At 54.1% G+C, this 24,152-nt stretch carries 19 protein-coding genes and 4 pseudogenes; 6 read left to right on the forward strand and 17 right to left on the reverse strand.

Translation table 11 applies throughout. The features are described from left to right. Positions 1–45: 45 nt before the first annotated feature. Both HBR94_RS28525 and HBR94_RS03895 read right to left on the reverse strand, forming a co-directional pair. Entirely contained in the window at positions 46–543 is a 498-nt protein-coding gene (locus HBR94_RS28525; RefSeq protein WP_262383347.1) for a hypothetical protein, read from the reverse strand. 254 nt (positions 544–797) lie between these two features. Continuing rightward, positions 798–1,136 (reverse strand): hypothetical protein, encoded by a 339-nt coding sequence (locus tag HBR94_RS03895; RefSeq protein WP_170044188.1) that lies wholly within the window; start codon positions 1,134–1,136, stop codon positions 798–800. A 150-nt stretch (positions 1,137–1,286) separates the two neighbouring features. On the opposite strand from HBR94_RS03895, the gene HBR94_RS03900 reads away from it, so the two are divergent. Then, entirely contained in the window at positions 1,287–1,847 is a 561-nt protein-coding gene (locus tag HBR94_RS03900) for a DUF2975 domain-containing protein (RefSeq protein ID WP_120733385.1), read from the forward strand. Positions 1,848–1,857: 10 nt separating this feature from the next. Then, the gene (locus tag HBR94_RS03905) at positions 1,858–2,085 is read left to right on the forward strand and encodes a helix-turn-helix transcriptional regulator (RefSeq protein ID WP_081044215.1); all 228 of its coding nucleotides are present in this window, start codon (positions 1,858–1,860) and stop codon (positions 2,083–2,085) included. Between the two features lie 287 nt (positions 2,086–2,372). Here the strand turns inward: HBR94_RS03905 and HBR94_RS03910 are convergent, their stop codons facing one another. From HBR94_RS03910 to HBR94_RS03935, 6 genes are all read right to left on the reverse strand, one after another. Then, positions 2,373–3,695 (reverse strand): allantoin permease, encoded by a 1,323-nt coding sequence (locus HBR94_RS03910; protein ID WP_170044189.1) that lies wholly within the window; start codon positions 3,693–3,695, stop codon positions 2,373–2,375. 111 nt (positions 3,696–3,806) lie between these two features. Next, the gene (locus HBR94_RS03915) at positions 3,807–4,781 is read right to left on the reverse strand and encodes a biotin-dependent carboxyltransferase family protein (protein WP_057440889.1); all 975 of its coding nucleotides are present in this window, start codon (positions 4,779–4,781) and stop codon (positions 3,807–3,809) included. Then, positions 4,778–5,650: an allophanate hydrolase subunit 1 gene (locus tag HBR94_RS03920; protein WP_170044190.1), complete on the reverse strand. Its 873-nt coding sequence runs from the start codon at positions 5,648–5,650 to the stop codon at positions 4,778–4,780. The genes HBR94_RS03915 and HBR94_RS03920 overlap by 4 nt, the downstream gene beginning before the upstream one ends. Continuing rightward, positions 5,647–7,020 carry an acetyl-CoA carboxylase biotin carboxylase subunit gene (locus HBR94_RS03925; RefSeq protein ID WP_170044191.1) on the reverse strand — a complete coding sequence of 458 codons (1,374 nt, stop codon included), beginning with the start codon at positions 7,018–7,020 and terminating at the stop codon, positions 5,647–5,649. The genes HBR94_RS03920 and HBR94_RS03925 overlap by 4 nt, the downstream gene beginning before the upstream one ends. Before the next feature lie 10 nt (positions 7,021–7,030). Continuing rightward, a complete protein-coding gene (locus HBR94_RS03930) occupies positions 7,031–7,276 on the reverse strand; it encodes an acetyl-CoA carboxylase (RefSeq protein ID WP_057440886.1) in 246 nt (81 codons plus the stop codon). A 95-nt stretch (positions 7,277–7,371) separates the two neighbouring features. Next, complete coding sequence (locus HBR94_RS03935; protein WP_170044192.1) at positions 7,372–8,130, reverse strand: 5-oxoprolinase subunit PxpA; 759 nt, start codon at positions 8,128–8,130, stop codon at positions 7,372–7,374. Between the two features lie 126 nt (positions 8,131–8,256). Between HBR94_RS03935 and HBR94_RS03940 the strand changes: the two genes are divergently transcribed. Further along, positions 8,257–9,174: a LysR family transcriptional regulator gene (locus HBR94_RS03940; RefSeq protein WP_057440882.1), complete on the forward strand. Its 918-nt coding sequence runs from the start codon at positions 8,257–8,259 to the stop codon at positions 9,172–9,174. Between the two features lie 232 nt (positions 9,175–9,406). Further along, positions 9,407–9,913 (forward strand): annotated as a pseudogene (locus tag HBR94_RS03945) (IS5 family transposase); the annotation flags it as partial. A 268-nt stretch (positions 9,914–10,181) separates the two neighbouring features. Here HBR94_RS03945 and HBR94_RS03950 read toward each other — a convergent pair. Both HBR94_RS03950 and HBR94_RS03955 read right to left on the reverse strand, forming a co-directional pair. Next, positions 10,182–12,335 (reverse strand): WG repeat-containing protein, encoded by a 2,154-nt coding sequence (locus tag HBR94_RS03950; protein WP_170044193.1) that lies wholly within the window; start codon positions 12,333–12,335, stop codon positions 10,182–10,184. Between the two features lie 163 nt (positions 12,336–12,498). Then, positions 12,499–12,789: pseudogene (locus tag HBR94_RS03955) on the reverse strand (IS3 family transposase); the annotation flags it as partial. A 61-nt stretch (positions 12,790–12,850) separates the two neighbouring features. Between HBR94_RS03955 and HBR94_RS03960 the strand changes: the two are divergent. Next, positions 12,851–14,227 carry an IS30 family transposase gene (locus tag HBR94_RS03960; protein ID WP_170044298.1) on the forward strand — a complete coding sequence of 459 codons (1,377 nt, stop codon included), beginning with the start codon at positions 12,851–12,853 and terminating at the stop codon, positions 14,225–14,227. Positions 14,228–14,234: 7 nt separating this feature from the next. Here the strand turns inward: HBR94_RS03960 and HBR94_RS03965 are convergent. Continuing rightward, positions 14,235–15,100, reverse strand: a pseudogene (locus HBR94_RS03965) (IS3 family transposase); the annotation flags it as partial. Positions 15,101–15,494: 394 nt separating this feature from the next. On the opposite strand from HBR94_RS03965, the gene HBR94_RS03970 reads away from it, so the two are divergent. Further along, positions 15,495–17,579, forward strand: coding sequence for an autotransporter domain-containing protein (locus HBR94_RS03970; protein ID WP_170044194.1), 2,085 nt, complete (start codon positions 15,495–15,497; stop codon positions 17,577–17,579). A gap of 152 nt (positions 17,580–17,731) precedes the next feature. Here the strand turns inward: HBR94_RS03970 and istB are convergent, their stop codons facing one another. The 6 genes and pseudogenes from istB to HBR94_RS04000 all read right to left on the reverse strand — a co-directional run bounded on the left by istB (position 17,732) and on the right by HBR94_RS04000 (position 23,647). After that, entirely contained in the window at positions 17,732–18,487 is a 756-nt protein-coding gene (istB, locus tag HBR94_RS03975) for an IS21-like element helper ATPase IstB (protein ID WP_222931997.1), read from the reverse strand. Between the two features lie 32 nt (positions 18,488–18,519). Next, positions 18,520–18,960, reverse strand: a pseudogene (locus tag HBR94_RS03980) (IS21 family transposase); the annotation flags it as partial. 126 nt (positions 18,961–19,086) lie between these two features. Beyond that, positions 19,087–19,683, reverse strand: coding sequence for a hypothetical protein (locus HBR94_RS03985; protein WP_170044195.1), 597 nt, complete (start codon positions 19,681–19,683; stop codon positions 19,087–19,089). Between the two features lie 12 nt (positions 19,684–19,695). Beyond that, on the reverse strand, positions 19,696–22,122 hold the full coding sequence (locus tag HBR94_RS03990; protein ID WP_178112780.1) for a fimbria/pilus outer membrane usher protein: 2,427 nt from the start codon (positions 22,120–22,122) through the stop codon (positions 19,696–19,698). A gap of 9 nt (positions 22,123–22,131) precedes the next feature. Then, positions 22,132–22,833: a fimbria/pilus chaperone family protein gene (locus tag HBR94_RS03995; protein ID WP_262383349.1), complete on the reverse strand. Its 702-nt coding sequence runs from the start codon at positions 22,831–22,833 to the stop codon at positions 22,132–22,134. 103 nt (positions 22,834–22,936) lie between these two features. Further along, the gene (locus tag HBR94_RS04000) at positions 22,937–23,647 is read right to left on the reverse strand and encodes a DUF1120 domain-containing protein (protein WP_170044197.1); all 711 of its coding nucleotides are present in this window, start codon (positions 23,645–23,647) and stop codon (positions 22,937–22,939) included. Between the last annotated feature and the right edge of the window lie 505 nt (positions 23,648–24,152).

Here is a 24,152-nt window from a genome sequence, read left to right on the forward strand (position 1 = left end):
TTGGCGAAACCCGGTCGGGGATCCGACATTGATGACCTCCCGCTCTCAAGTGTGCTGATGAGCCGCGAGCTTGAGTGGCATGACCCCCTCTGCAATGAGGGCGGCCAATGGCGCATCAAGCTCCAGAACCGCCAGATCAGTGCCGACCATACTGCTCCAATGCGCCGTTTTAATGCGAAATTTCCGGTGTTGCGCGGGAGTATCGTGGAAATAGTTGAAGGTGATGCTCGCCTCTACGGTTTGGTTGATAGAAGCCGTGCCGTAGCTGAAGTAAACACAATGCCCACTCGTCAATACATAGGCGGGGCCAACGGTTTTATTCTGCCGGTCGCGAGTATCCAGCAGAACCGCATTGCAGCTTTGCCCGATTGCATTTTTCATAAGTCCAATGCCGGACCACAGCCCATAGCGCAGGTCGTGGTTCTGCAACGCCACAGACGGGTCCTGTTCGGTCAGTCCTTCAGCCAGATCCCTGCCGTGGGTTTGTCCGGCAATACAAGAAACCAAAAGAAATAGAAAGGGGATAAAACAACGGGTCAGCATGATAGAGCCTCGAAGTGTTGCAACAGTGATTTGCGCTGAATTTACTCGGCACTTCTCACTGATGTGACATATCGGGTTGCTACAATGAACGACCGAGGAAGTACTCATGCACGTGCCAACAACGCCCGCGTGAAGTCGTCACCACCAGAGACCGGCCGTCAATGTTGCAAGGGTGTAATCTTGGCCTACCGGACGGCTGCATCTGAAAGCGCCCTGCTTCCAGCCTTCTGAAGGTTGGACTCAGGGCGAGATGTTCAGCAGATGATCCACAATCGCCGCTCTAGTTCAAACTCGTCAGGCGTGGCGAGTTGCCATTTCTGAGAGTGCCATCGCGAGTTCCTGAACAGAGTCAGGGCCAGAACCGTGTGGTGACCAAATATTGATGTCGGTGCTCGTTCATAAAGCGGCATTTCACTTAAGCTCCCTGACGAAGCGCCGCGCTGTATTTTTGATACGTCGCGCTGTTCTCCCAAGCGCCGCATTTGGGCTCGCAACCGTAAAATCTCGCTTTTGGCTTCGAGCGGTTCGTTGACCTGTTTCTCGACTTTGTCAGTAAGCACGGCGTTGACCCGTTTGTAGACACGGTGGGGCATTGGGCGCTCAGACCCTATCCCTCCACTACAACCAGGCAGGTACTAGGGGCGGCAACACACCACAAAAGACACTATTCAATAAATAATTATTGTAATACAGTAATTTCTTGTGCAAAAATCGAGTTCCACCCATCAAAAAGGCTTAAAAAAATGCCCATTAACCGCCTTGCTTCATTTAGCCAGCGTATGGCTGCTCTAACACTGACGCTCATAGCCTGCATGCTCATCCTCAATGCCGCACTGTGGGTATTTCCGATATTGGGGTCAGACGATGGATTAGGGCTTGGATTTTCCCTGAGCGGAGTGATGTTGACCCAACTCGCGGTAAAAATCGAAGTGCTCGCCTGGTGGCAAATACTCGGCGCGATCGTCATCTCCAGCGTGCCTTTGATCGCCTTGGCCAGCGGCCTGAATCACCTCCGCCGCCTGTTCCAGGGGTATGCCCGGAGCGAGTATTTCTCCAATAATGCTGCCGTTCACTTAGGGAAAGTTGGAAGGGGGGTCATTCTTTGGGTGGTTTCAAGTTTCTTATGCACACCAATATTGAGTATTCTGGTCACCTTACATGCTCCACCCGGCCAACGCTTACTTACCATCAGCTTTACACCAGCGGACTTTATCGCTCTCTTTCTCGCCGGATGTATCGCGGTGATCGCGCGAATTTTGGCACAAGCGAGTGAAGTAAGTTCCGAAAATCAAACCTTTGTGTAAGGCCAGCATAATGACGATCATTATTGAGTTAGATGTAATGCTAGCAAAACGCAAAGTTAAGTCAAAAGACCTTGCCGCCGCAATTGGTATCACCGAACAAAATCTATCCCTATTAAAGCAAGGCAAGGTCAAAGGAGTACGTCTAGCTACACTTGAGGCGATCTGTGCCCATTTAAGTTGTCAGCCTGGAGATCTCCTAGTGTACCAACCGGAGCCACATGTTTCTGTTGTCGTCTAGCAAATGCCCACCACGGGAGATCAACTGCGAGTTAGAGTCTGGTACGCGCTCAAAACACGCCAACTTCCAGCATTCATTTTCTGAATAGTTGTGATTTGGAGTTTGCAGGCTATTTTGGATACGGCCGGCTCAAAACAGCTACTGTTTATTATTGGAAACAGCAGCCCAGGCCGCGTCGAGTGCTGCGGCATGGGGAAGGGTCAAGGAAAACCCAAGTGGAATGAAGTCGGATCAGCCTACCGGCGCCCGCCCTGCTCCGTGGGTGCCGGTGAGTCCGACGTAAAATCCTATTCTGCGTACCTCCACCGTGAATGGCTTAGGCGGGACAAGCCTGCCTGCAATGCAAACGCAACGATCACGGTAGAGGGGGCGGAAAAGCGGCTCAGCTCACCGCCTGCAAACATCAACGCCAGTCCCAGTGCTGTAGCCCCAAACCATGCGGTCAAACCCACCGGATTGAAGGCTGCCACCCGCTCAAGCGCCTTCACATCACTGTGCTCGCAGAGGATCTTGGCCAACGCCACGCCGACCCAGGCCACCACGAAAATCCCCTGATACGCCAACGCTTTGAGGAGGTAGGCAAACACATCCGCCAGCATCAACCCGTAGACGATCACACCGACCACTATTGCCCACATCAGGTATGAACCGCGCGCGCCAGAACGCCCGAAGAACGCCTGCATATTCAGCGTCGCCAAGTAGTAATTGGCGGTGTTGATCCGGGTTTGCGTAGCCCAGACGAACAGCAACCCCCACAGGCCCATCAACTGCAGAATCGCCATCACTACTGACACTTCGCTCAGCGCACCTTCATGGGGAATGCTACTCACCAGATAGATCCCCGCCGCGCCGTTGAGCAGAAACGTCACCGCGTAGAATGGCATGCCAAAGTTCCAGCGACCGTGGTATTCGGCGTCTTCAGGCTTGCCAAAACGTGCGTAGTCAAAGGTGAACAGCATCAGCACCCAGACGCCCATGTAAGCGACAAAGCAATCCCACCAGCCGAATGCACTCGGCGTTGCCGGGCCGAAATCCAGCCATTGAGGCTGGTAGCCATACCGGCTGATCGATAGCCCCACCGCCACCAGCAAACCTGCGAGGTACACCGGGAGCAACACGCCGTTAAGCTTGTCCAGCCAGTGCTGCACGCTACCCAGTATCAGCGGCACGCTGTAGAACACCACTACCAGTGCGGCAAGCGGATAGGCCAATTGCGGATAGAGGTGGTTGAGCGCCACGGCGATCACCGAACCTTCAAACACTGCGTAATAGATTGCGGTCGAGAAGAAAATCAGCGTCGCCAGACACGCCCCAGTGCTGCCGAACAGTAGTCGTGAAAACAACGCCACCGACAGACCGCTGCGAATCGCAAAGCGGCTGAGCACGCTGTTGATCAGTCCATAGCTGATCACCGACAGGACCATGCCGATCAGCGCATTGCGCGTTCCGAACGACAACGCCAATGACGCACCCACGACGATGTAAAACATCGCACTGCACACCGCCCACCAAGCCATAGTCAGGGATAGTCGCCCCATGCGTGCTTCGGTCGGGACGGGCTGATGGGCCGGATCTTGCCCGGTTTGATTCGATTGCGATAAAGCAGCCATATGCGTGAACTCCAAAACCAGTCAAAGGTTGAAGCGCGGGCAGCCGTCACCGCACCGAAGTACGGCGTTGGCATACCGTTTGGCATGGCCCGCGCTATGCGGCGGGCAGGATCAGGAAGGGAACAGCTTGCTCAGGCAGCTGAGTTTTTTCTTATAAGATCGTCGCGCTTCCAGCGCCTCTTCGAGGGTCACCGCGACAAAGCGGGCTTTCTGGTTGGGTTGCATCTGGCCGATCAAATCGAGGTCGGCGCTAATCACTGTGCCAATCATCGCGTAGCCGCCACCGGACACCGCATCACGGTGCAACACAATGGGTTCAAGCCCGGCGGGCACCTGGATCGAGCCGATCGGATAGCAACTATCGACGATGTTCGACGGATCGGAACCGGCGCCGAATGGCTGCTCGCGGGGCTGAAAGCTCAGCGCGCTGCCACCCTTGAAGCGATAGCCGATGCGGTCCGCTTCCGAACCGACCGTCCACGGTTCGGCGAAAAAGCTCTGCGCCGCCGATTCGGTCAAACGGTGGTAGTACAAACCGGGCACTACCCGCAGGGTGATTTCGCCCCCCAATGCTTGCCGTAACGCCATGGGCAAACTGGCCCCGGCGAGCCCCTTGCCACTGGCGATACCGACCGGCAATTCGTCCCCCGCGATCAGGCGTCGCCCCTGAAAACCGCCGAGCGCACCGAGCGCATAGGTGGATCGACTGCCGAGCACCACCGGCACATCAATGCCGCCGGCCACCGCCACATAAGTGCGGGCACCGGCCTTGGGAAAGTCAAAGCGCAGCACTTGCCCGGCCTTCACTGTGAACGCGGTGTCGTGGTGCATTTCCACGCCATCGACCCGTGGCGTCATGTGCGCGCCACTGACCGCCACCAGTGCATCCTGCTGAAACTCCAACTCAGGGCCCAGCAAGGTGCACTCCAGGGCCGCCGCTCCTGCGGGGTTGCCGACCAATTGATTGGCCACGCTCAAGGCGTATTGATCAAGCGCGCCGGACGGCGGAATACCCAAGTGGTAATACCCTTCGCGACCCAGGTCCTGCACAGAAGTGGCGAGGCCGGGTTTGAGGACCTTGATCATGCCAATACCTCCTGCAGCGACTTGGGATAGCCGACAGGATCGGCAAGGAACGCGTCCAGCGAAAACTCGACCGGTCGAATCCGCAGCTCGAAGCAACCAGCTTCCACTTCGGCGACCGCGTGGTCGTAGGCTTCGCGGTCCATCGGTTTGAACTGCACAATGTCGCCTGGACGGAAAAACACCATGTGTTCTTTCAGGTACGCAAGGTTCTGTTGCGGGTCGTAGATCGGCGCGGGCGTAACGCCAAACATCTGATAGCCGCCGGCGCCGCGCACCGAATAAATGCATCCAAAGCAACCGCCGTGGCCAAGGGTCAATTTTGGCGTATCGGTGCGCGGGCGCAGGTATTTAGGCACTTGCAACTGGCGCTCACGCTCAACCATCTGGAACATGAACGGCAACCCGGCAACGAAGCCCACCATCGAGACAAACCACGGTGCGCCACTGTGGGCCGCGATGAATGCATCGACGTCGGCCAGGCCGTTGATGCGTGCGGCGTATTCCAGGTCCGTGGCGCTCGGGTCTTGATGGCGGTCGCGAAAACGCATCAGGGTTTCGTGGGTCCAGGGATCGTTATAGAGCACGGGGATCTCGATGATCCGCGTCTGCAACGTGCGCTCCGCGACGGCCCCGGCCTCGGCGATTTGTACCGCTTCGAGCAAGGAGTGAGGGGCGATGCGATCCGGGTCAAAACGAATCTGGAATGATGCGTTAGCCAGGCAGATATCGAGCACACCATCCAGAGCCAACCGTTCCACGGCGCGGGTGATGGCCAGGCCTTTGAAGAAGGCGTCCAGGGACATGCTGTCACTGACTTCGGCAAACAAATGTTCATCAGCGCCAAAGCTGTAGCGGACGGGAGTACTCATGATTCGCCTCCATTGCCGCGCTCGGCCAACCAGGTTTCCAGCGTGCCCGTGTGAAAGTCGGCGTTGTGCAACCAGGGTTGTTCCAGCAATTCGCCGTGCAACGCCAAGGTGTTGGCCATGCCGGTAAGCGTGGTGTTTGCCACCGCGACTCGCGCTCGGCCTAGGGCTTCAGCGCGATCCGCGCCGTGAACAATCAGTTTGGCCAGCAGCGAGTCGTAGTACGGCGGCACGCGATAGCCTGGATACAGATGCGTATCGACGCGAATGCCCTCGCCGTTCGGCCAGATCAGTTCCTCGACCAGGCCTGGACTTGGGAAGAAATCCCGCGCCGGGTCTTCGGCGTTCAGGCGCATTTGCAAGGCGGCGCCGTTGAGTCGGATGTCGCTCTGCTTGAAGCCGAGCGGCTCGCCCCCCGCGATGCGTAACATGGCCTGGACCAAGTCGATGCCGGTGATCAGTTCACTGACCGGGTGCTCCACTTGAATCCGCGTGTTCATCTCGATAAAGAAGAACTCCCCGGTGGCGTCGTCATACAGGTACTCCAGAGTACCGGCGCCCTTGTAGCCCAAAGATTCGGTCAGACGCACGGCGCTTTCGCAGAGGGTCTCTCGTTGCTGCTGGCTGAGGGCTGGCGACGGCGCCTCCTCAAAGATTTTCTGCCGGCGCCGTTGCAACGAGCATTCGCGCTCGAACAAATGCACGGCGTGATGACCGTCGCCCAGTACCTGCACTTCAATATGCCGGGCCCTACTAATAAACCGCTCCAGGTACACCGCTCCATTGCCAAACGCCGCTTGGGCTTCGCGCTGGGAACGGGGGAACTCTTCACTCAATTGCTCGGTATTTTCCGCCAGCCGAATACCGCGCCCGCCGCCACCGGCCGAAGCTTTGATCAGCAGCGGGAAACCAACGGATTCGGCAGCCTTGAGCGCCGATTCAACGTCGAACAGTTCACCCGGCGAACCCGGCACCACCGGTACGCCAGCGGCTTGCGCCGTGCGCCGAGCCTCGGCTTTATCACCCATGCGCCGGATCGTCTCCGCGCTCGGGCCGACGAAAATGGCACCGGCAGACACGACTGCTTCGGCGAAATCGGCGTTCTCCGACAGAAAACCATAACCGGGATGCACTGCGTTGGCGCCCGTGGATTTCAAGGCACCGAGCAAGGCTTCTACGTTCAGGTAACTTTTGTCAGCACGGGCCGGGCCGAGAATGTGCACTTCATCGGCCATGCGCGCCGCCTGGGAGTCGACGTCCGCCTCGCTGCACGCCGCCACGGTGGGAATCCCGAGCGCCTTGGCGGCACGAATAATCCGCACCGCGATCTCGCCACGGTTGGCGATCAGTAATTTATGAATACCTCGGGTCATGATCGCGCCCTCACTCGACGTCGAGTGTTGCGATGACTTGACCCGGCTCCACCGGATCACCGTCTTCTACCAGGAATGCGCTGAGACGACCGGCCGTCCCGGCGGTCAGTTCGGAGAACTGCTTCATGACCTCGATCAGGCCAATCACCGTATCGGCGCTGACCTGAGCGCCCACTTCGACGTAGTTCGCCGATTCCGGAGTCGCTTTGCGGTAGAAGGACCCCGGCAACGGGGTGATTACACTATGTTCGGCCATGTCTGTTCCTCTTGGATTAGTTGTAGAAAGGCAGGCAAAAAAGTACCTGGGTGGGCAAACCCAGACGTGTGTGTGCCAAGTATTTTTATTCGGTCTCAGCGCGGTGATCGGACCTCTATACACGCGTCATCGAGGGCACGACGGGTTGCTTCGACCAACGCCAGGGCGCCCGGCGTATCGCTGTGCAAACAGATGGAATCGAATTCAATCGCTAGGTCCTCGCCCTCGACGGTGCGCACCACGCCTAGTTGGCAAGCACGCAGCACTCGCTCGGAGACCTGGATCGGGTCGTAAGCCCGCACGTTGCGGGTGAAGACGATGGAGCCGCTGAGGTCGTATTCGCGGTCGGCGTAGAACTCGCGAATCACCGGTTGGCCAAGGTCCGTGGCAATCCGCCAGATCACGGAACCGGGCATGCAATACAGCAGCAACTCCGGCTCCAGACGCTGGAGGTTCTCCACCAGCAAAAGCGCAGCCTCTTCGTCCCGGGCCAGGTGCATGTAGAGCGCGCCGTGGGGCTTGATGTGTTGCAAGGCTACGCCCTGAACCCTAGCTAGCTCACGCAAGGCGCCTAACTGATAGAGCATGTCATCGACCAGTTCCTGGGCCGGCGCATTGATGTGCCGACGGCCAAAACCAACCAGGTCGCGAAACCCCGGATGCGCGCCGATAGCCACCCCCAAACGCTTGGCATGCTCGACGGTACGTCGCATGGTACTGGGGTCGCCAGCATGAAAACCGGTGGCGATGTTGGCTGAACTGATAAAGCCCATCAGCTCATTGTCAACGCCATCGCCGATGGTCCAAGGGCCAAACCCTTCGCCCATGTCCGAGTTGAAATCTACTGCCTGCATGACGCTTGCTCCCAACGCTTGTGACTTCTTGCAGGCCACGTTAGATTCCTCCTCTCCCCCTTGGGAAGATCTATTATCAGATAGGCTGTCTTCTGAAAAACAGATACGCGCTCACCAGGAGAGCCTATGTCACTGACCCTGCGCCAGATTCGCTATTTCGTCGCCACCGCCGAGATCGGGCAAATTTCTCAAGCGGCGATTCAGTTAAATATTTCCCAATCGGCCGTGACCACGGCGATCAAGGAGCTGGAAGGCATCCTCGGTACACTGTTGTTCCAGCGCTCGGCCCAGGGCATGAGCCTGACCGACGCCGGGCGGCACTTTTTGAATCGGGCCTACGTGATTTTGCGCAGCGTCGATGATGCGTTGAACAGCCCGTTGCCGGACATCCGCGCCAGTGGTGTATTGCGCTTGGCGGCAAGCTACACGGTGATCGGTTACTTCTTGCCGCACCACCTGCAACGGCTTGAGCATTGGCATCCGGACGTGGCCATCGAAGTGCACGAACAAGAACGCACGGCCATCGAGCAGGGTCTGTTGGAAGGTCGATTCGACATGGCAGTGGTGCTCACCGCGAACCTGACCCACCCGGACATCGTCTCGGAGACGCTCTTCAACTCCGAGCGCCGGCTATGGCTGCCCAGCGGCCATGCCCTTTGCGAGCGCTCGGCCGTGAGCCTCGCCGATGTGGCGCAAGAGCCCTACATTCTCCTGACCGTCGACGAAGCCGAACAAAGTGCAATGCGTTACTGGGAACTCGCAAACTTTCAGCCGGACGTCAAAGTGCGCACCAGTTCCGTCGAGGCGGTGCGCAGCATGGTAGCCAATGGTAACGGCGTTGCGATCCTCTCAGACCTGGTGCACCGCCCCTGGTCGCTGGAAGGAAAGCGCATTGAAACCCTGACCATCTCCGATCAGGTGACCCCCATGAGCGTCGGCCTGGCGTGGCATCGCGAACGCGAATTCAGCTCGGCGATGCACGCATTTCGAAATTATTTCCACCACACATTTTTAACGCCCCAACAGCATTTCGCCCGACGCTGAAAACTTGCGACCCTATCGTTGGGCATCCGTTTGATCACTAGGTACTCAAGGGAGAACGCTGTGGACTTAAGGATAGAGATAAATGAAGCGCCTCAAGAGGTCGACTACCAAGAAATTTTGGCTCCGTTACGCGAATATAACCAAGCAAAAACGGGGCTCATCGGCACTGAAAAACTTGCGATTTTAATCAAGGATGACCTGGGAGCCACGCAAGGTGGGCTCTACGCAAAGCGACCCTGAGATGCATCAAACCAAGAAAGGTAACCAGTATTACTTCAGTGTCAAAGCTCACATTGGTGTCGACGATGAGTCAGGGGTGGTGCGCAGCGTGGTGGTCACCGCTGCCAACGTCGCCGACATAACCCAAGTCGACAAACTGCTACACGGTGCTGAGAGCGTGGTCTGCGCCGATGCAGGCTATACCGGTGTCGAGAAGCGCGAAGAGCATGCGGGACGCCACGTCATCTGGCAGATTGCATCCCGGCGCAGTACCTACAAAAAACACGGTAAACGCAGCGCGCTGTACAAAGCGATGCGCAAGATCGAGAAAGCCAAGGCCCAGGTTCGCTCCAAGGTTGAGCATCCATTTCGAGTGATCAAGCGTCAGTTTGGTTATACGAAAGAGCGTTTCCGAGGTTTGGTGAAAAACACTGCCCAGATGGTGACGCTGTTCGCCCTGTCGAACCTTTGGATGGCGAGTCGATATTTGCTCTCCAGCGAAGGAGAGGTGCGTCCGTAATGAGGGAAGCTGCTGCGAGGAGCGTTCAGCGGAAAAAATGGATGGAATAGGCGGCAGACTTGATCGGTTTTGAACGGCTGCCGTTTTTTGAAAGCACCTATGGCTCAGCAGTCGAAAAATAGCGGCCTACTTCAGGCCATCCTTAGGTGTCGCAAAACTTAGAGTTTTGCGACAGTGCCAGTGGCCGGATGATAAAGTAAAAAGACCAGCAAATCCCAGCGGGGTAGATATTGGGTACTTGCACTTCATCCATTTCGGCCGGCGCGATTCAGTCTGGAATCACCCCTCCGCGTTGATCGTACACGGTATAGACATCATCAACCTCTCTTGCATCGGAGGTCATAAAGGTATAACGAGCCGTTTCGCCATCTTTCCCGGCTGAAGATATTTTCAGGTCACCGTAAAGTATGGCGATGGACGTGTTGTTAGGCGAAATCAGTCGGTAAATGCCAGCCTCTTCAGTCAACGCTGTTCCTCCTGAAAAAAATCCTGCCTTGTCGTACAAAAACGGAATGACCAGCTTTCCCTGAGTGTCGATATAGCCAAACTTATCATTGTTACCCTGGACGGCCGCGAAACCGTTGGAAAATGGCTTAACCTGTTGAAAATCAGTTAAATCAATATTGGATTTTCGGGCCTCACGATCAATGTAAAAGGTGTTGTTTTTTATATCGGTTACGAGCAGCAAATCATCTAGACCAAAGTGATCACTAATATCGCTATAGGGCTCAAAGTTGAGCCGTTTACCTTCAGCATTGTAAATGTCATAGTTATTATAGATGTAATTACCGCCTCCATCTTTAGATTGCACCGATCTGACTTTTAGCTGTTTTTTTGTGCGAATTTCGCTGCGAGTGATAATGATTGAGTTGTTAATCGCCAGCTCATCAAACTCGCCACCAATAATCATTTCTCCATTACTTTGTAGATAAACTTCACGCTGCCGTGCGTTGCGACCGTTTTGTCCGCGGTGCTGGCTCGTGGTTATGAACGGGCTTTCAATGTCAATGCTGTCGTATTTCAACGGCAGGATGACTTTATGGGTAGTCGTGTCGACCAGTCCTTGTACATTGTTGTTTGCCGATTCTTTGTTGATCACTACGTAGCGATTTTGATATAGGGTGGAATCCATGATGTAGAAAGGCTGCGGGGTCATTGTTTTTGCTACGCGATCCAATAAAAAGATCTGGTCATCGCCCTTGGCATTCGTGAGTCCGTAGTAATCATCAACCTTATGAGCTAGGCGATGATAGGTTGGCTTGATCAACCAATTTCCTTGTTCATCAATCAGGCCGTAAACACCGTGGTCGTCGGCAGCAGTAGTCAACCCGTTGTAGTATTTTTTTTCTGCCTCCGTGACTGTGAAGCTGTACGTGCGCTGATATGACGTGGGCTTAAGAAAAACAACGACTGAGGTGGGCGTTCCGCTGAATTGCCACATGGCGAGGGTTTCAGGTGGGTGTTCTTTGGCGATATCTTCTTTTGAGGGGCGGTGATCAACCAAGTAACTTAGCAATTGTTTTACATTGTTAAAGTTGCCGCTGTCTATATGTTTAACGGCTGTCAGCAGGAAGGCATGGTATTTTTCAATGTAGTACTCATTCGAGGTGTATGACGAGTGATCTTTCAACATCAGGGATTTACCCTGAGCATTAAACGCTTGCACGTTCAATATTTTGTCGTATTCATTGAGCGGCATAGTTAGGCTCACCTCACCATCTGTTACCGCTTGCAGCGAAATGCCCTCCTTGCGGGCGTTGGATCTCACTTCAAAGGTCAGTTGCTTGACGGAGCCGGGTAACGTATAAGTGGCCGACACGTCAACGGCGACAATACGCTTATTATCTTTGACGAAAGTGACATCGTCACTGTTATTGGTTGTTGGGCTTAACGAGGTGCCATCTTTAAAGTGAACCAATGTGGTCTTGATTTGTACGGGAGGATACTGGTACTTAACATAGTCAGGGACTAAGGCGTTTAGGTGAGTCTCGCGAAAGCCAGTTTGCACATAAGAAGAACCACCGACAATTTTCTGTCCAAACATCAGCGAGTTTAAATACAGGTCAAATTTGGCCTGCATATCTGCTGCGCTGGTTGGGCTGAAGGGCTCGAATTCGAACTCTTCGGGGTCGCTGTCATCCGAGGTGGCCGCTGATGTTCGGAGGTGGGTGCGGTTGGACCGGTCATCCAGTGATTCAATCTCCTCATTGAGCAGCTCTTTTATCTCCGTTAGGGTTTTATTCCCGAGTTCACTCTCCAGTTTTTCCTTCATCGCTAGGTTGGCGACCTGCCGGGCCTCATGTTGAGCCTTCGTGTCTTGAACCTTAAGATAAATGATTAACAAAACAATAGAGCAGAGTGCACCTAGCGGCAGCCATAAATACGTGGATTTTATGGGGGATCTAAAGGTATTGGTGATCATGGGCGGCTCTCTGCGTCCTAAAGTTCTAATACGACCGCGTCACTGTAGCTGCGGCCAACTTAAGTTTTAAATGGTGTGAGTGAGTTGTCACGTTTTTTCGCATCCTGAAATAATAGAGTAAGTGCAACGCTGAAACAAGAGACAGTGAATCGCCCCGGATTCTTTAGACACCTTGCAAACTCATTGCGTAACGCTTTTCAAACTCTACCGGTGACAGCTGATTGTTGAAACTATGGCGGCGTTTTGCGTTGTAGAACATCTCGATGTAAACAAACACATCACTACGAGCATCTTGCCGCGAGGTGTAGATTTTCCGCTTGATTCGTTCCCGTTTCAGAAGCTGGAAAAAGCTCTCGGCCACGGCGTTGTCATGACAGTTGCCTCGGCGACTCATACTGGCAACCAAATTGTTCGCTTTCAAAAAACTGCGCCAATCAGAGCTGCTGTACTGGGCGGATTCAACCGGTCGTCGCAACACCTTGATCGAGGTGTTTATGGGACGACCCGCAGGATGGATGCAAAAATTGACGGGCCGGGGAGCTATGCGTTCTCCAGGTGCACCCTCACTTCGTAATGAGATCGAGCGGCTATTTTGGGTGCAGATAGCAACAGGCATCACAAGCGAAAAGGCAGCACATGCCGTTGGCGTATCAACAGCGGTAGGTACACGCTGGTTCCGTCATCGAGGCGGGATGCCATTATTCATGTCGAATCACATATCAGGACGATACTTATCGTTTGCAGAGCGAGAAGAGATTGGGCTGCTTCGAGCGCAAAGTGTTGGCGCTCGTGAGATTGCCCGTCGCCTTGGACGAAGCCCATCGACAATTTCACGGGAGCTGACACGAAATGCTGCTACCCGTTGCGGTCGGCTTGAATATCGAGCGTCAGTAGCGCAATGGAAGGCAGAACTGGTGGCCAAGAGGCCGAAACCAGCGAAACTGGTCACTAACCCGCGACTGCACCAGTACGTGCGCGACCGCCTTGAGGGCAAGGTTCAAGACGCCGATGGTCGTGAGATTTCTGGGCCTCGGCAAGCGCCCTTCAAAGGTCGAAATAAACCGCATCGCAGTGACCGTAAATGGGTCAATGGCTGGTCGCCTGAACAGATTGCCAACCGGCTCCAGATCGATTTTCCGGATGATGAGTCCATGCGTATCTCTCATGAAGCCATATATCAGGCGCTCTACATTCAGGGGCGAGGAGCTCTCAAGCGCGAACTGGTGAGCTGCCTGCGCTCAGGACGAGCATTGCGCGTGCCGAGAGCCAGAGCGCAGGCCAAAGTGTGGGCACACGTCAGCGAGGACGTCATGATCTCCAGTCGCCCTGCTGAGGTAGAAGATCGGGCTGTACCCGGGCATTGGGAGGGCGACCTGATCATCGGTCTGAACCGCTCTGCGATTGGAACTCTGGTCGAGCGCTCAACTCGATTTACCATGCTCGTCCACCTGCCTCGCGAGAAAGGTTATGGGCTAATTCCCCGCACGAAGAACGGCCCGGCGCTGGCTGGCTATGGGGCTGTTAGTATGGCCAATGCATTGAAGAAGACGGTGACTGATCTTCCCATCGAGCTGTGGCGATCTTTGACCTGGGATCGTGGAAAGGAGCTGTCGGATCACGCTCGATTTACCATCGAATCCGGAGTAAAGGTTTTCTTTGCTGACCCACATAGTCCATGGCAGCGCGGCACAAACGAAAATACGAACGGCCTTCTACGGCAATACTTCCCGAAAGGCACTGACCTCTCTCGTTGGAGTGCCCAAGAAATACAGGCGGTAGCTCACGTACTTAACACTAGACCTCGAAAAACACTCGGATGGAAAACACCTGCCGAAGCACTGAATGAGTATCTAAAGTCTGTACAACAATCCAGTGTTGCGACGACCGGTTGAATCCGCCCTGGCTGCCTTGGTCGGAGTGAACCATCACCCCCTGTTTCGGTTTTCGCCTCCAAACCGCCATCAATAAAGCATCAATGGCCAAATCACTGGTCATCTGCGACTTCATTGACCAGCCAACGACCTGACGAGAAAACAGATCCAGCACCACTGCCAAATACAGCCAGCCTTCATACGTACGAATGTAAGTGATGTCGGTGACCCAAACTTTGTTGGGTTCTACGACATCAAACTGGCGCTTCAGTAAATTGGGTGAGGCGACGGCTGGCTTACCGCCGTATTTGCCAGGGCGGCGTCGATACCCTGTCTGAGAGCGCAGACCTTCAAGACGCATCAGCCTCGCCACACGATGCCGACCACAATCCTCACCGACTTCGCGCAGATCGTCATGGACTTTGCGATAGCCATAAACGCCGCCGCTCTCCAGCCAGGAATGCTTGATCAAACCCAGCAGTCGCTGGTCGTCTTTGGCGCGTACAGATTGCGGCTCAGACAGCCAGGCGTAATAACCGCTGGGATGGACTTTCAGCGTCAGGCAAAGCCGTCGAATGGAATAGTCGCCCGCTCGCTGCTTGATAAAGGCGTACTTCAACCGCACTCCTTGGCAAAGTACGCGGCGGCCTTTTTTAAGATGTCTCGCTCTTCAGTGACCCGCTTGAGTTCCGCTCGCAGACGACGCAGTTCAGCGTGCTGATCATCGTCTTGCTGCCGTTCTTGTTGAGGTTTGCTGTAGCGCTTTATCCAGGCATAGAGGCTATGCGTCGACACGCCGAGACGAGCCGCTACATCAGCGACAGGCAGCTTCTTTTCGGTCACTTGATTGACCGCTTGGATTTTGAATTCTTCGGGGTAACGCGGGTTGCTCATGGCACCTCCTAATTGGCCTCAGTTTAAGGCAAAGAGGTGTCTACGAAACCCGGGGCGATTCAGATCGACCTGCGTCACGTCCCCATAGCACTGCCTGCGATATGCCCTCAAGAAAGCCCAAAACTGCACGCTCAAAAGATTTGAGACATTTCTCATAGAACAGCTTCAGAGCTATGACTACTGTCGTTGATTAATTCTAACTCTTGGCGCTGCGCATATGCGATATCTCTCAATACTTAAGCCGACTACTTTAGTAATAGCAACTGTTAGTGCAAGCTTTACCTTTTATGGTAATGCGTATGCGAATGTAGAGCGTCCATTCTGTCCACCTGGCACTACTCCCTATCCAGGCGGAATGTGTGACATCGGCTCCCTCGCCACTGGCGAATTATCTGTGAGCGGCGCTTATGCTATATCCGAAGATGGCTCTACTATCGTGGGGCAAGCTGGAAACGATGAGGGTGAGGCTCACGCCTTTCGCTGGACCAGCGATGGCCGCGGAATGCTGGATCTTGGCACCTTGAAAGCTGACAACTCGGGAAGCAGCGTTGCTCGGCACGCGTCCGCCGATGGCAGCACCATTGTAGGAAGCTCTGATACTGATGATGGCACCAGCCGTGCATTCCGCTGGATTGACGACGGCACTGGCATGCTTGATCTCGGTACCTTGAGAACCGACAACACGGGATATAGCCATGCCACAGCAATATCCTCGGACGGTAGTACGATTGTAGGCAGTGCTGATTCCGATTGGGGTATGGATTATCGTGCATTCCGTTGGATTGATGACGGTAACGGCATGCTCGATCTCGGAACGCTCAAAGCAGATAATTCAGGGCAAAGTTACGCAACTGCTGTGTCCGCTGACGGTAGCACCATTGTAGGATATGCCCAAGACGACGGTGGCCTTTATAACCTGCGCGCATTTCGATGGGTCGATGACGGCACCGGCCTGCTCGATCTCGGGACGTTGAAAGCAGATAATTCAGGGCAAAGCTTTGCCGAGACTGTCTCCGCGGACGGCAGCGTAATCGTAGGATACTCTGATACAGATGATGGTAATCGCCGTGCCTTTCGCTGGATGGATGACGGGGCAGACATGCTCGACCTGGGGTCCCTGAGAGCAGACAACTTAGGCTATAGTGCGGCCACCGCCGTTTCGGCCGATGGTGGGGTTATCGTAGGCAGTGCCGAAGTTGACTCTGGACTATCTCGTGCGTTCCGCTGGGTTGACGATGGCACCGGCATGCTCGATCTCGGATCCCTGAGGGCCGACAACTTGGGCACAAGTGACGCGGCAGCCGTATCCGCCGATGGTGGCACCATTGTCGGAACTGCCGAAAATGATTCTGGAGCCAATCGCGCGTTTCGTTGGATTGATGACGGCAAAGGCATGCTTGATCTTGGCACGCTTAAAGCTGACAACTCCGGATCCAGTACAGCAACTGGTGTCTCGGCCGATGGCAGCATCATCGTTGGGAACTCCTATACCGATGATGGCTTATTTCGTGCCTTCATCTGGCGCACCAAAATGCAGGACTTTGATAACCTCCTGATCTCGTTCCCTGCGCTGACTAATGACAGCGAAGTTGCGGTGGCCCAGCAGCAATCTGTGGCCGATCAGTTGATGAGGGCTAGCTGCCTGGCAGAAGAAGGTCAAAAGTGCCTTAGCATCGACGGTGTTGTGACGAATGCGGGCGCAACGTCGGACGATATCGGATCGCGTAACAGCGGCGGCGGGCAAGTCACTCTTGGCTATGGCCTTGATGGCAAAACGACCGTTGGTGGGACGCTCAACATCAGTGCCACAAACTTGAACAACAGTGGCTTTGACTTGGGAACAAACACGGCGGCTAGCGTTTGGGCCGAGTACAGTGAAAGCGGCTTGGTAGGTACTGGAATGCAGGCCGAAGCCGCACTCGGCAAAGGCCGAGCGAGCGGTAAAATCGCTCGGGGCCGAGATCTGGATAATGTCATGCTGGCCACCGGCAATGCATCTTTGGAGACAGTTTTTGCACACGTCAGCCTTGGCTATGGTTTCCAGATCAAGGACTGGCTTGTCACGCCAAACGGTACGCTGGCTCACTACCGTACCAGCCGTAGTGCCTACAGCGAGACTGGATCGGATTTTAATGCCAATTACGACAAGCTTTCCATGAAACGCACAACTGCCACGCTGGAAGTGATTGGTGAACGTCACATTTCCAGGCAAGGCACGTTGTTCCTGGGAGCGGGTATTGAGCGTGACTTTGATGCGGACCGCGCAGTGTTAAGTGGGACGTCCGATCTTCCAGGTGTCGAAACTTTTGATATGGGTAGCGTGATGAAGCGACACGAGACACGAGGCTTTGCGACGCTTGGATACGCACATGATTTAGGGGGCAACCAAACCCTCTCCGGGTCCCTGCGCACTGGTCAAAGTGCTTTCGGTAACAGTGCGGAAACCAGCATCGGGATCAGCTATGGCGTGCGCTTCTAGTCAATGGTTCAGTAAGTAATAACGTCTGTTGGTGCTGATTGAAAACTGACCCAGGGCGGATTGCTGACTTTTACATCAGCAATTGTGTCCCGGTGACAGATGCATTAAGCCCCGCCGCATGCAGGCATGCGGCAGGGTTTTTCCGGTTAAGATCAGAATGTCTCATCGTCCTCTGTACCATCATCGTCCTTGCGCTTTCGTTCACGTGATTTAATCTTTGTCAGGGCGGCCAGGCTGCTTTGTTGCAAGCGGTAGGACTCGTTGCCCATTTCGACGATGCGGCAGTGGTGCGTCAGCCGATCCAGCAATGCAGTGGTCGTCTTGGCGTAGCCAAACACACTCGACCATTCCGAGAGACTAAGGTTGGTGGTGATGACCGCGCTGATGTGCTCGTACTGCTTGGACAACAGGTGAAATAGCAGGGCACCACCGCTCTGGCTGAAGGGTAAATACACCAGCTCATCAAGTATCACCTGGTCTGTCCAAAGTAGCCCTTGAGCGATTCGGCCCGTCTTGCAGTCGTATTTTTCACGTTCCAAAAAATTGACCAGACCCACCGTGGAGTAGAAGCGCACCCGCTTGTTATGCGTCGTGATCCCGGACACGGCCAAGGCGGTGGCCAGGTGTGTTTTGCCTGTTCCAGGCCCGCCGATGAACACGACATTCTGCGCGGTATTTGTGAACTGGTTGGACAGATCCTTGACCAGACGGGCGTCTGCGCTAGAAGCGCTGAAATCGAAGCCGGCCAAATCACGATGCATGGGGAGTTTGGCCATGTTCATCTGGTGGTTCACTGAACGCACCGCCCGATCCGCATGTTCTTGTTGGAAAAGATGCTCAAGCAGCCATTTCGACGAGGTCGTTGAGGATTCTCCTTGCGAAGCCAGTCCTTCCCAGGCGCTGGCCATGCAGACGCAGTTCTTTGAGTTTCGCCATAAGATCACGCATTGCGAGTCTCCTCATCGGTGGTAAGGAGCCGGTCGTAGCGTGCCGTATTGGCGACAGGTGCTATCTTGAGTTGAAGGCTAGTTTCAGCGGACGGAGGGGCTGCTGTCGATGTCAGTCGAGCCAGAACATTCAGGATGTGGTCGGCGCTCAAGCTGCCTGATTCAAGTACCACCGCCACCAACACGGCATCGAGCCCGGCGATGGGAACAGCAGCCAGTACCTGCGTCATGACTCAGTCACCATTGCTGTGACGTCTCAGGCCGCGCTTGAGAAGCAGCAACGGCTTCGGCAGATACGCAAACAGAGCGCCACTGCGAAGCGCTCCCGGCTTGCGTTCGATGAGCGGGATGTAAAGCTGCCAGTCAAAACTGACCTGACCTCGATCAAAGAGGCGCAAGTGACTGGCAATCATCGTTTCATCGGCGATGATTATGTGTAGTCCAGTGACAGTGACCACTCATTCACCGGTTGTGAACCACCCATTCCAGTGATTGTGAGCCACTCCGGCTGGTGATTCTGAGCCCGTCGAGATCGGGGTTGGGGGAGTAAAGGAACAGGTCTAGTTCACCAGGTCCATTGTAATTGTAGCTTTACTCGTCCGCATTGCGGAAACACGGGTCTCCTCCTCGGGTAGCGCCGGTTCGATTTCCAGATTTACAGTAAAGGCCTTGCCTTCCGCCCAAGAACCTTCGGTGAATCCGGAAAAAGTATCGCCGGGCTGAAGCATCAAGGAATCTGCAACCCCTGCACGTGAAACGCCTTCTGTTTTTGATTTAGTAAGAAGAACACTCTGGCCGTCCATTTGCGCATCAAATAAACGAATGGCCACACCTCCATGGTCTCCAAAACGCGTGGTACCGTTCTTGCTTCGCTCGCCTCTAAGGGTCAAGCGTATAGGCTGCGTGTAGGGGCAAGTGACATTGAGTGTGATCGTGCGTTTCTCGAAAGCCAGATCGCCGGGGGTCAACACCGAGCGTTGCAACTGCGCACGAGACCTGCTGCCATAGTCGACAACGCTGCTCCCAACTGACAAATTACAACGTGAATCCACTGGCAGTGTAGGAAAATCCTTTGTTCCTCCGGGAAGAACGGACTGAGCCTGCGCCACTTGATGAGCGCCCAATACTGTTGCAAGCACAACGACTAGAGTTTTCATTTGTGTGTCCTTCTAGCGACAGTGTGCACTTGTAGTTTCATAGATCTCATCACTGTCTGCTTTCTCTGCGAGCTTGAGCGTAAATGAGCAAAATTTCTTGCTGGAGTCCTGAACATCGAAGCTCAAGGCGGTGCTGGCGTCTGGAATGAAAACTCGCCCCTTCTCACCCACAACGGTGATGAAATTACCGTCACGATCGAATACTGCGGCCCCTTTTTGCATAGGCTGGCCCTTAGAGTCCTGGAGATCGACCAATACACGGCGAGTACGCAATACATCGAATTCGACGTAGTTGACAGAGCCGCGAGCTGGCTCCGCCTCATACCAGGCGTTTCCGATATCGACATTGCGCGACAGGCTTCGAGTGTCCACTTGCACAATAGACCGCCTGAAGCCATTCAGCGACGGCAATACTGCGTATCCATTTTTATCTGTCCAAGTAGGGCCAGATGGCGTTTCCAGTTTGACACCAGCCTCTTCACCAACCCTGGCCACACCAAAGGTATCGCCAACCCGGTATGGCGCAAAAGATAGGCCACCATCATGGGCAACTAATGAGCCGCTGCTGCGCGCAGACCAACTGGTGTAGTTATTGGAGTCCTGAGTCAGGCTGCCGCTCAGTTGGCTAATAGGTGTCAGCATATCAAGACTACCGCTATTGGAGACGATATCGTTATGAAAGTCCCGATCGCTAGACAGACTCCAGCCACGGTCTCGGCCTGAGCGATCACTGTAACGGACACCCGCGCGACTGTTACTGGTACCATGATTGAAATAACTATTGACGTTTGCGTCGTTGCCCAGAGGAAAGTTAAGCGTTAAATAAAAACGTTTATCTTCCGGGCTGATTGAAGTACCACTGTCCTGCTCAAGACTTGCGCTTAGATATACTCGCCCAAACTGCTTGCTCCATGATCCACGAACATAGACGGTGTCATAACCATCGGCCTCACGCGATTGAGACCGGGAGAGCGAGAAGTTACCGAAATCCTGTGTCGACCAATCCACACCGGCACCGAGTTGTGTGCTGCTACGGCTCAATCCGGCATACACGCTATCGCGCTGCAAGCTATCGCTAAGCTCCCGGAAACCGGCACTTTGCTGGCTGGCATTTATACTGAAACCCAATCGTTCGCTCATTCGATAGCTCAGGGCCGCGTTGACTGTCCCCCCCTTACTGTCATGAGTTAAATCCTGCGCAACGATTCCTTGCAGGGAAAGTATGCTGCGATCCCATATCTGAGAGTCCAATGCAACGCCACCGGCCTGGTAGGTAGATGATTTCAGTACACCCGCCTGCAAGACATTACGGGGATTCAGCACCCATCCTTTCGCCACGGTCGCAACCAAAGGTTCGAGGCTGCTGCCTTCCTGCTCCAGTTTTCCCAATCCAAATGACAATCCAGGAGCCACGGTGTGCCCCCGTCGAAGCAATGCCGATGCAGGTACGATAAATTGGCGTTTTTCACCATTGCTGGCAGTCAGTGTGACCTCTAGATCCATACGCGTATTGAGTAGCGACAAGCCACTGAGCTTGAACGGTCCAGCCGGTACTGTAGTGCTGTATACAAGCACCCCGGCTTGACGCACTTCAACTACCGACTGGCTGTCGGCAACACCCTCGACCAAAGCCGGGCCGCCAAGGTCGCTTTGCAATGCTGCTTCCGGGAACACCTGTAGCCCCATGACCTGGCCGGTGCTGAACATCGAGTTTGAAAGATTGATCTGGCCAGCCTGAAAAACCTGCTTGGTACCTGTAAAGCTACGTTGGGCATACGCAGCTTGATGCCTTAGCGTATCGACACCATTGAAACGCGAGAATGTTTGTCGGCTGCGCAGAATCCAATCGTCGACATTCAGCCCGCCTTCGCTGCTGACCTGCATAAACGTGACGCCTGCAGAAGCGCCTGAAGAGTCCAGATATTGCGCGTCATAATTAAGCATGCCGGCAACGCCACCATGCTTCCAGTCAGTGGAAGATGAAATCGATTTATCAACAGCTTCTGCCGGAACGACCAGGTCGACCCGTTGTTCAGCGGGGTGCAGTAGCACTTCGGTTTGTGCCCAGGCATCTGTCAGATCGAAGCAGGAACTTTCATCGCGCTTACCAGCCTCGACAAGCAGCCCAGCCGCTTTCAGAAAACCCTGATCGGCGCACAAATCACCGCTGGCATCGAAGCGCACTTTCACCTGGCCGCGTTTGACGCCATTTACAGACAACTCCACATTGGATTCACCCGGCATAAAACGAGGCGCATGGCGAAAAAACTCAGCCAATGCAGGATCTAACCCACGCATTCTTAGTGGCTCCGGATCAAACTCAATCCCGTTTGAACTTAACTCCGTTTCCGCTGCTTGTATTTTGGCAGCAGAAAGCAAACTACCGGTTAAAGTTGCCAAAATAAAAGCCAAAGTAAACGGACTATGAACAGCTGACAATTTACACACCTATTGGGCAGTTACAGGGGCGTCATAGCTATCTACGGTAAATCCCCAGGTTGTAGCAGGAGAGATACGCACGTATTTTCGCTCGCCGCTGTTGCTTTTATCTTTAAGCGCTACCTTTATACTTTCGCCTGGCAAAATATACGCTTTAGGCAGCAGCCAACTGGTGTTATCTGGAATAGTTTGAACGCCCTGCCCCAAGCGCACGACATACGGCGAAGGGTTCTTGACCTCAAGTCCGTTCTGACCCAGCGTCCACTTCAGATTTTTCCATGGAGTCAGATCTTTCTCCAGCCCTGCCGGGCGGATAATCAGGGGCAGATTCTGAATAAAAGTCACTCTGACTTTTGAGTCGTCCGCCGACTTTGGCGGTACTCCTTCAAATGTGACACGCTTAAGGCGCTCTGTTGTGAGGGGCGTTTTACTTGTTAAAACAAACCGTATTCTTTGTGTTTTCCCGGCATCAACTCTCGCCATGGGAGGTAGAATCGCCAGCAAGTCGTCAGTATCCTCCGGTATGTTTTCAATAGCTGTCAATAGAATCGACGTATGTGGGTCGGTATTCTTGATATCTACAGAACCCTCCCCGTCGGCTTCTTCAATAACTACAACAGAAGCTTGAGGCTGCATGCCCGCCGCATGAACATTCGCAAGGGTGCACGCTAGCACCAGCGGCGCTAACGCAAAATTTAGGTATCTCATCATATGCCACATCTAGAACTGAAAAGCTTAACACTTGAGCATCAAGATGCTCACTCAATACTCAAGTGCATAGTTTGGCTTTCAAATTAAACAGCAATCGCCATAATTAAAGATAAACCAATTCCAGGCGAACCAGCCCGTTCAATGCAACTGGGCCCGTAAGATCCAACTCGGATTTTTTATTGAGATATGCCTGTGCTTTCACGGTTGCCGTTGCGACCGTGAACTCCGCTGGAGTAGTGTCGCCGGTATCGGCAAAACTCACCATACGAGTCCATTGCTTGTCAAAAAGATCAGCGTGCCTTGGGGTGTCAATCCAGACTGGGTCGCCGTATGTCTTCCCGATGACATGACCGGCAGCACCATCCAAAAGAACGCTGGCTTCATCTATCGTAAAGGCAACGCCACCGACTTTTTTCTCACCCGACAGACCAAGGCCAACACCACCCACATCAGCGGCGCCAAAGACGGTTACTGGCATCATTGCTACGCCGTTACCACTTTCTGTAACACCTGCCATGGTGCCGAGGCGTTGGTTGGATGACCGCAAGGCGACTTTCGCAGGCGCGTCACAAGTGATGGCCAGATCTACCGACAGCTCGGGCAATACTGTGAAATCGGTTGCGTGCAAGGTAGTAGGGTGGATGGTGCCGTAGTCAATAATGCCCCCACCGGTGAGTACAGGCAAACAGGCAACCGGACTGATGGTTCCTCTAACAGCAATATTGACTGTAGAAGCCGACACCAGACCGGAAAATGAGACCGCAGATAAAACTGTCAAACCGCACAAAACACGCTGTGCTTTTGTCTTTAGCATAACTACCTCTACTACATCTGTTGGATATTCAGTTAACCCATCAACTGCGGGAAGCAGAAAATAAGTTGTAGAATTTATAGACCAACCCACCCCTGCCAGCAATAAGACCTGTCTCAATCCCCCCAATGCACCATGGGCAGGCAAAGTCAGGCATACGATTACACCTGCAACTTAAACCACCGCATGCCATACCACGAACAATACATAAACACCAATAGCTTTTTGTTAAAACCGATAAATATTCAGCCAGAACAATAAGTCTCGAACACTCGTATCGACACCAACGTTGCTAACCATCAACAAAAATACCCCCCCCCAAAAAACCGGTAAGACACTTTTTGGTGAAGGTAAAAACAACAAGGCACCATGTAAAAATTTCTTTATTTACAATGCAGCTGTCACGCGCACAGCTATAGTGAAAAGCGCTTCCGGGAAGCGCTAGGCGAGACAACCTATTCAATGTGACCGGCACCATACGAGTTCAGACCGAGTCAAAAAGTCGGCG

The sequence above is a fragment of the Pseudomonas sp. WS 5412 genome, assembly GCF_012985615.1.
In the GTDB taxonomy this organism is placed as follows: domain Bacteria; phylum Pseudomonadota; class Gammaproteobacteria; order Pseudomonadales; family Pseudomonadaceae; genus Aquipseudomonas; species Aquipseudomonas shahriarae.

What these genes read in the sequence shown, in the direction of transcription:
- HBR94_RS28525 (WP_262383347.1), bottom strand. Translation starts at nt 543, where the DNA reads ATGCTGACCCGTTGTTTTATCCCCTTTCTATTTCTTTTGGTTTCTTGT.
- HBR94_RS03895 (WP_170044188.1), bottom strand. Translation starts at nt 1,136, where the DNA reads ATGCCCCACCGTGTCTACAAACGGGTCAACGCCGTGCTTACTGACAAA.
- HBR94_RS03900 (WP_120733385.1), top strand. Translation starts at nt 1,287, where the DNA reads ATGCCCATTAACCGCCTTGCTTCATTTAGCCAGCGTATGGCTGCTCTA.
- HBR94_RS03905 (WP_081044215.1), top strand. Translation starts at nt 1,858, where the DNA reads ATGACGATCATTATTGAGTTAGATGTAATGCTAGCAAAACGCAAAGTT.
- HBR94_RS03910 (WP_170044189.1), bottom strand. Translation starts at nt 3,695, where the DNA reads ATGGCTGCTTTATCGCAATCGAATCAAACCGGGCAAGATCCGGCCCAT.
- HBR94_RS03915 (WP_057440889.1), bottom strand. Translation starts at nt 4,781, where the DNA reads ATGATCAAGGTCCTCAAACCCGGCCTCGCCACTTCTGTGCAGGACCTG.
- HBR94_RS03920 (WP_170044190.1), bottom strand. Translation starts at nt 5,650, where the DNA reads ATGAGTACTCCCGTCCGCTACAGCTTTGGCGCTGATGAACATTTGTTT.
- HBR94_RS03925 (WP_170044191.1), bottom strand. Translation starts at nt 7,020, where the DNA reads ATGACCCGAGGTATTCATAAATTACTGATCGCCAACCGTGGCGAGATC.
- HBR94_RS03930 (WP_057440886.1), bottom strand. Translation starts at nt 7,276, where the DNA reads ATGGCCGAACATAGTGTAATCACCCCGTTGCCGGGGTCCTTCTACCGC.
- HBR94_RS03935 (WP_170044192.1), bottom strand. Translation starts at nt 8,130, where the DNA reads ATGCAGGCAGTAGATTTCAACTCGGACATGGGCGAAGGGTTTGGCCCT.
- HBR94_RS03940 (WP_057440882.1), top strand. Translation starts at nt 8,257, where the DNA reads ATGTCACTGACCCTGCGCCAGATTCGCTATTTCGTCGCCACCGCCGAG.
- HBR94_RS03950 (WP_170044193.1), bottom strand. Translation starts at nt 12,335, where the DNA reads ATGATCACCAATACCTTTAGATCCCCCATAAAATCCACGTATTTATGG.
- HBR94_RS03960 (WP_170044298.1), top strand. Translation starts at nt 12,851, where the DNA reads ATGCAAAAATTGACGGGCCGGGGAGCTATGCGTTCTCCAGGTGCACCC.
- istB (WP_222931997.1), bottom strand. Translation starts at nt 18,487, where the DNA reads ATGGCCAGCGCCTGGGAAGGACTGGCTTCGCAAGGAGAATCCTCAACG.
- HBR94_RS03985 (WP_170044195.1), bottom strand. Translation starts at nt 19,683, where the DNA reads ATGAAAACTCTAGTCGTTGTGCTTGCAACAGTATTGGGCGCTCATCAA.
- HBR94_RS03995 (WP_262383349.1), bottom strand. Translation starts at nt 22,833, where the DNA reads ATGATGAGATACCTAAATTTTGCGTTAGCGCCGCTGGTGCTAGCGTGC.
- HBR94_RS04000 (WP_170044197.1), bottom strand. Translation starts at nt 23,647, where the DNA reads ATGCTAAAGACAAAAGCACAGCGTGTTTTGTGCGGTTTGACAGTTTTA.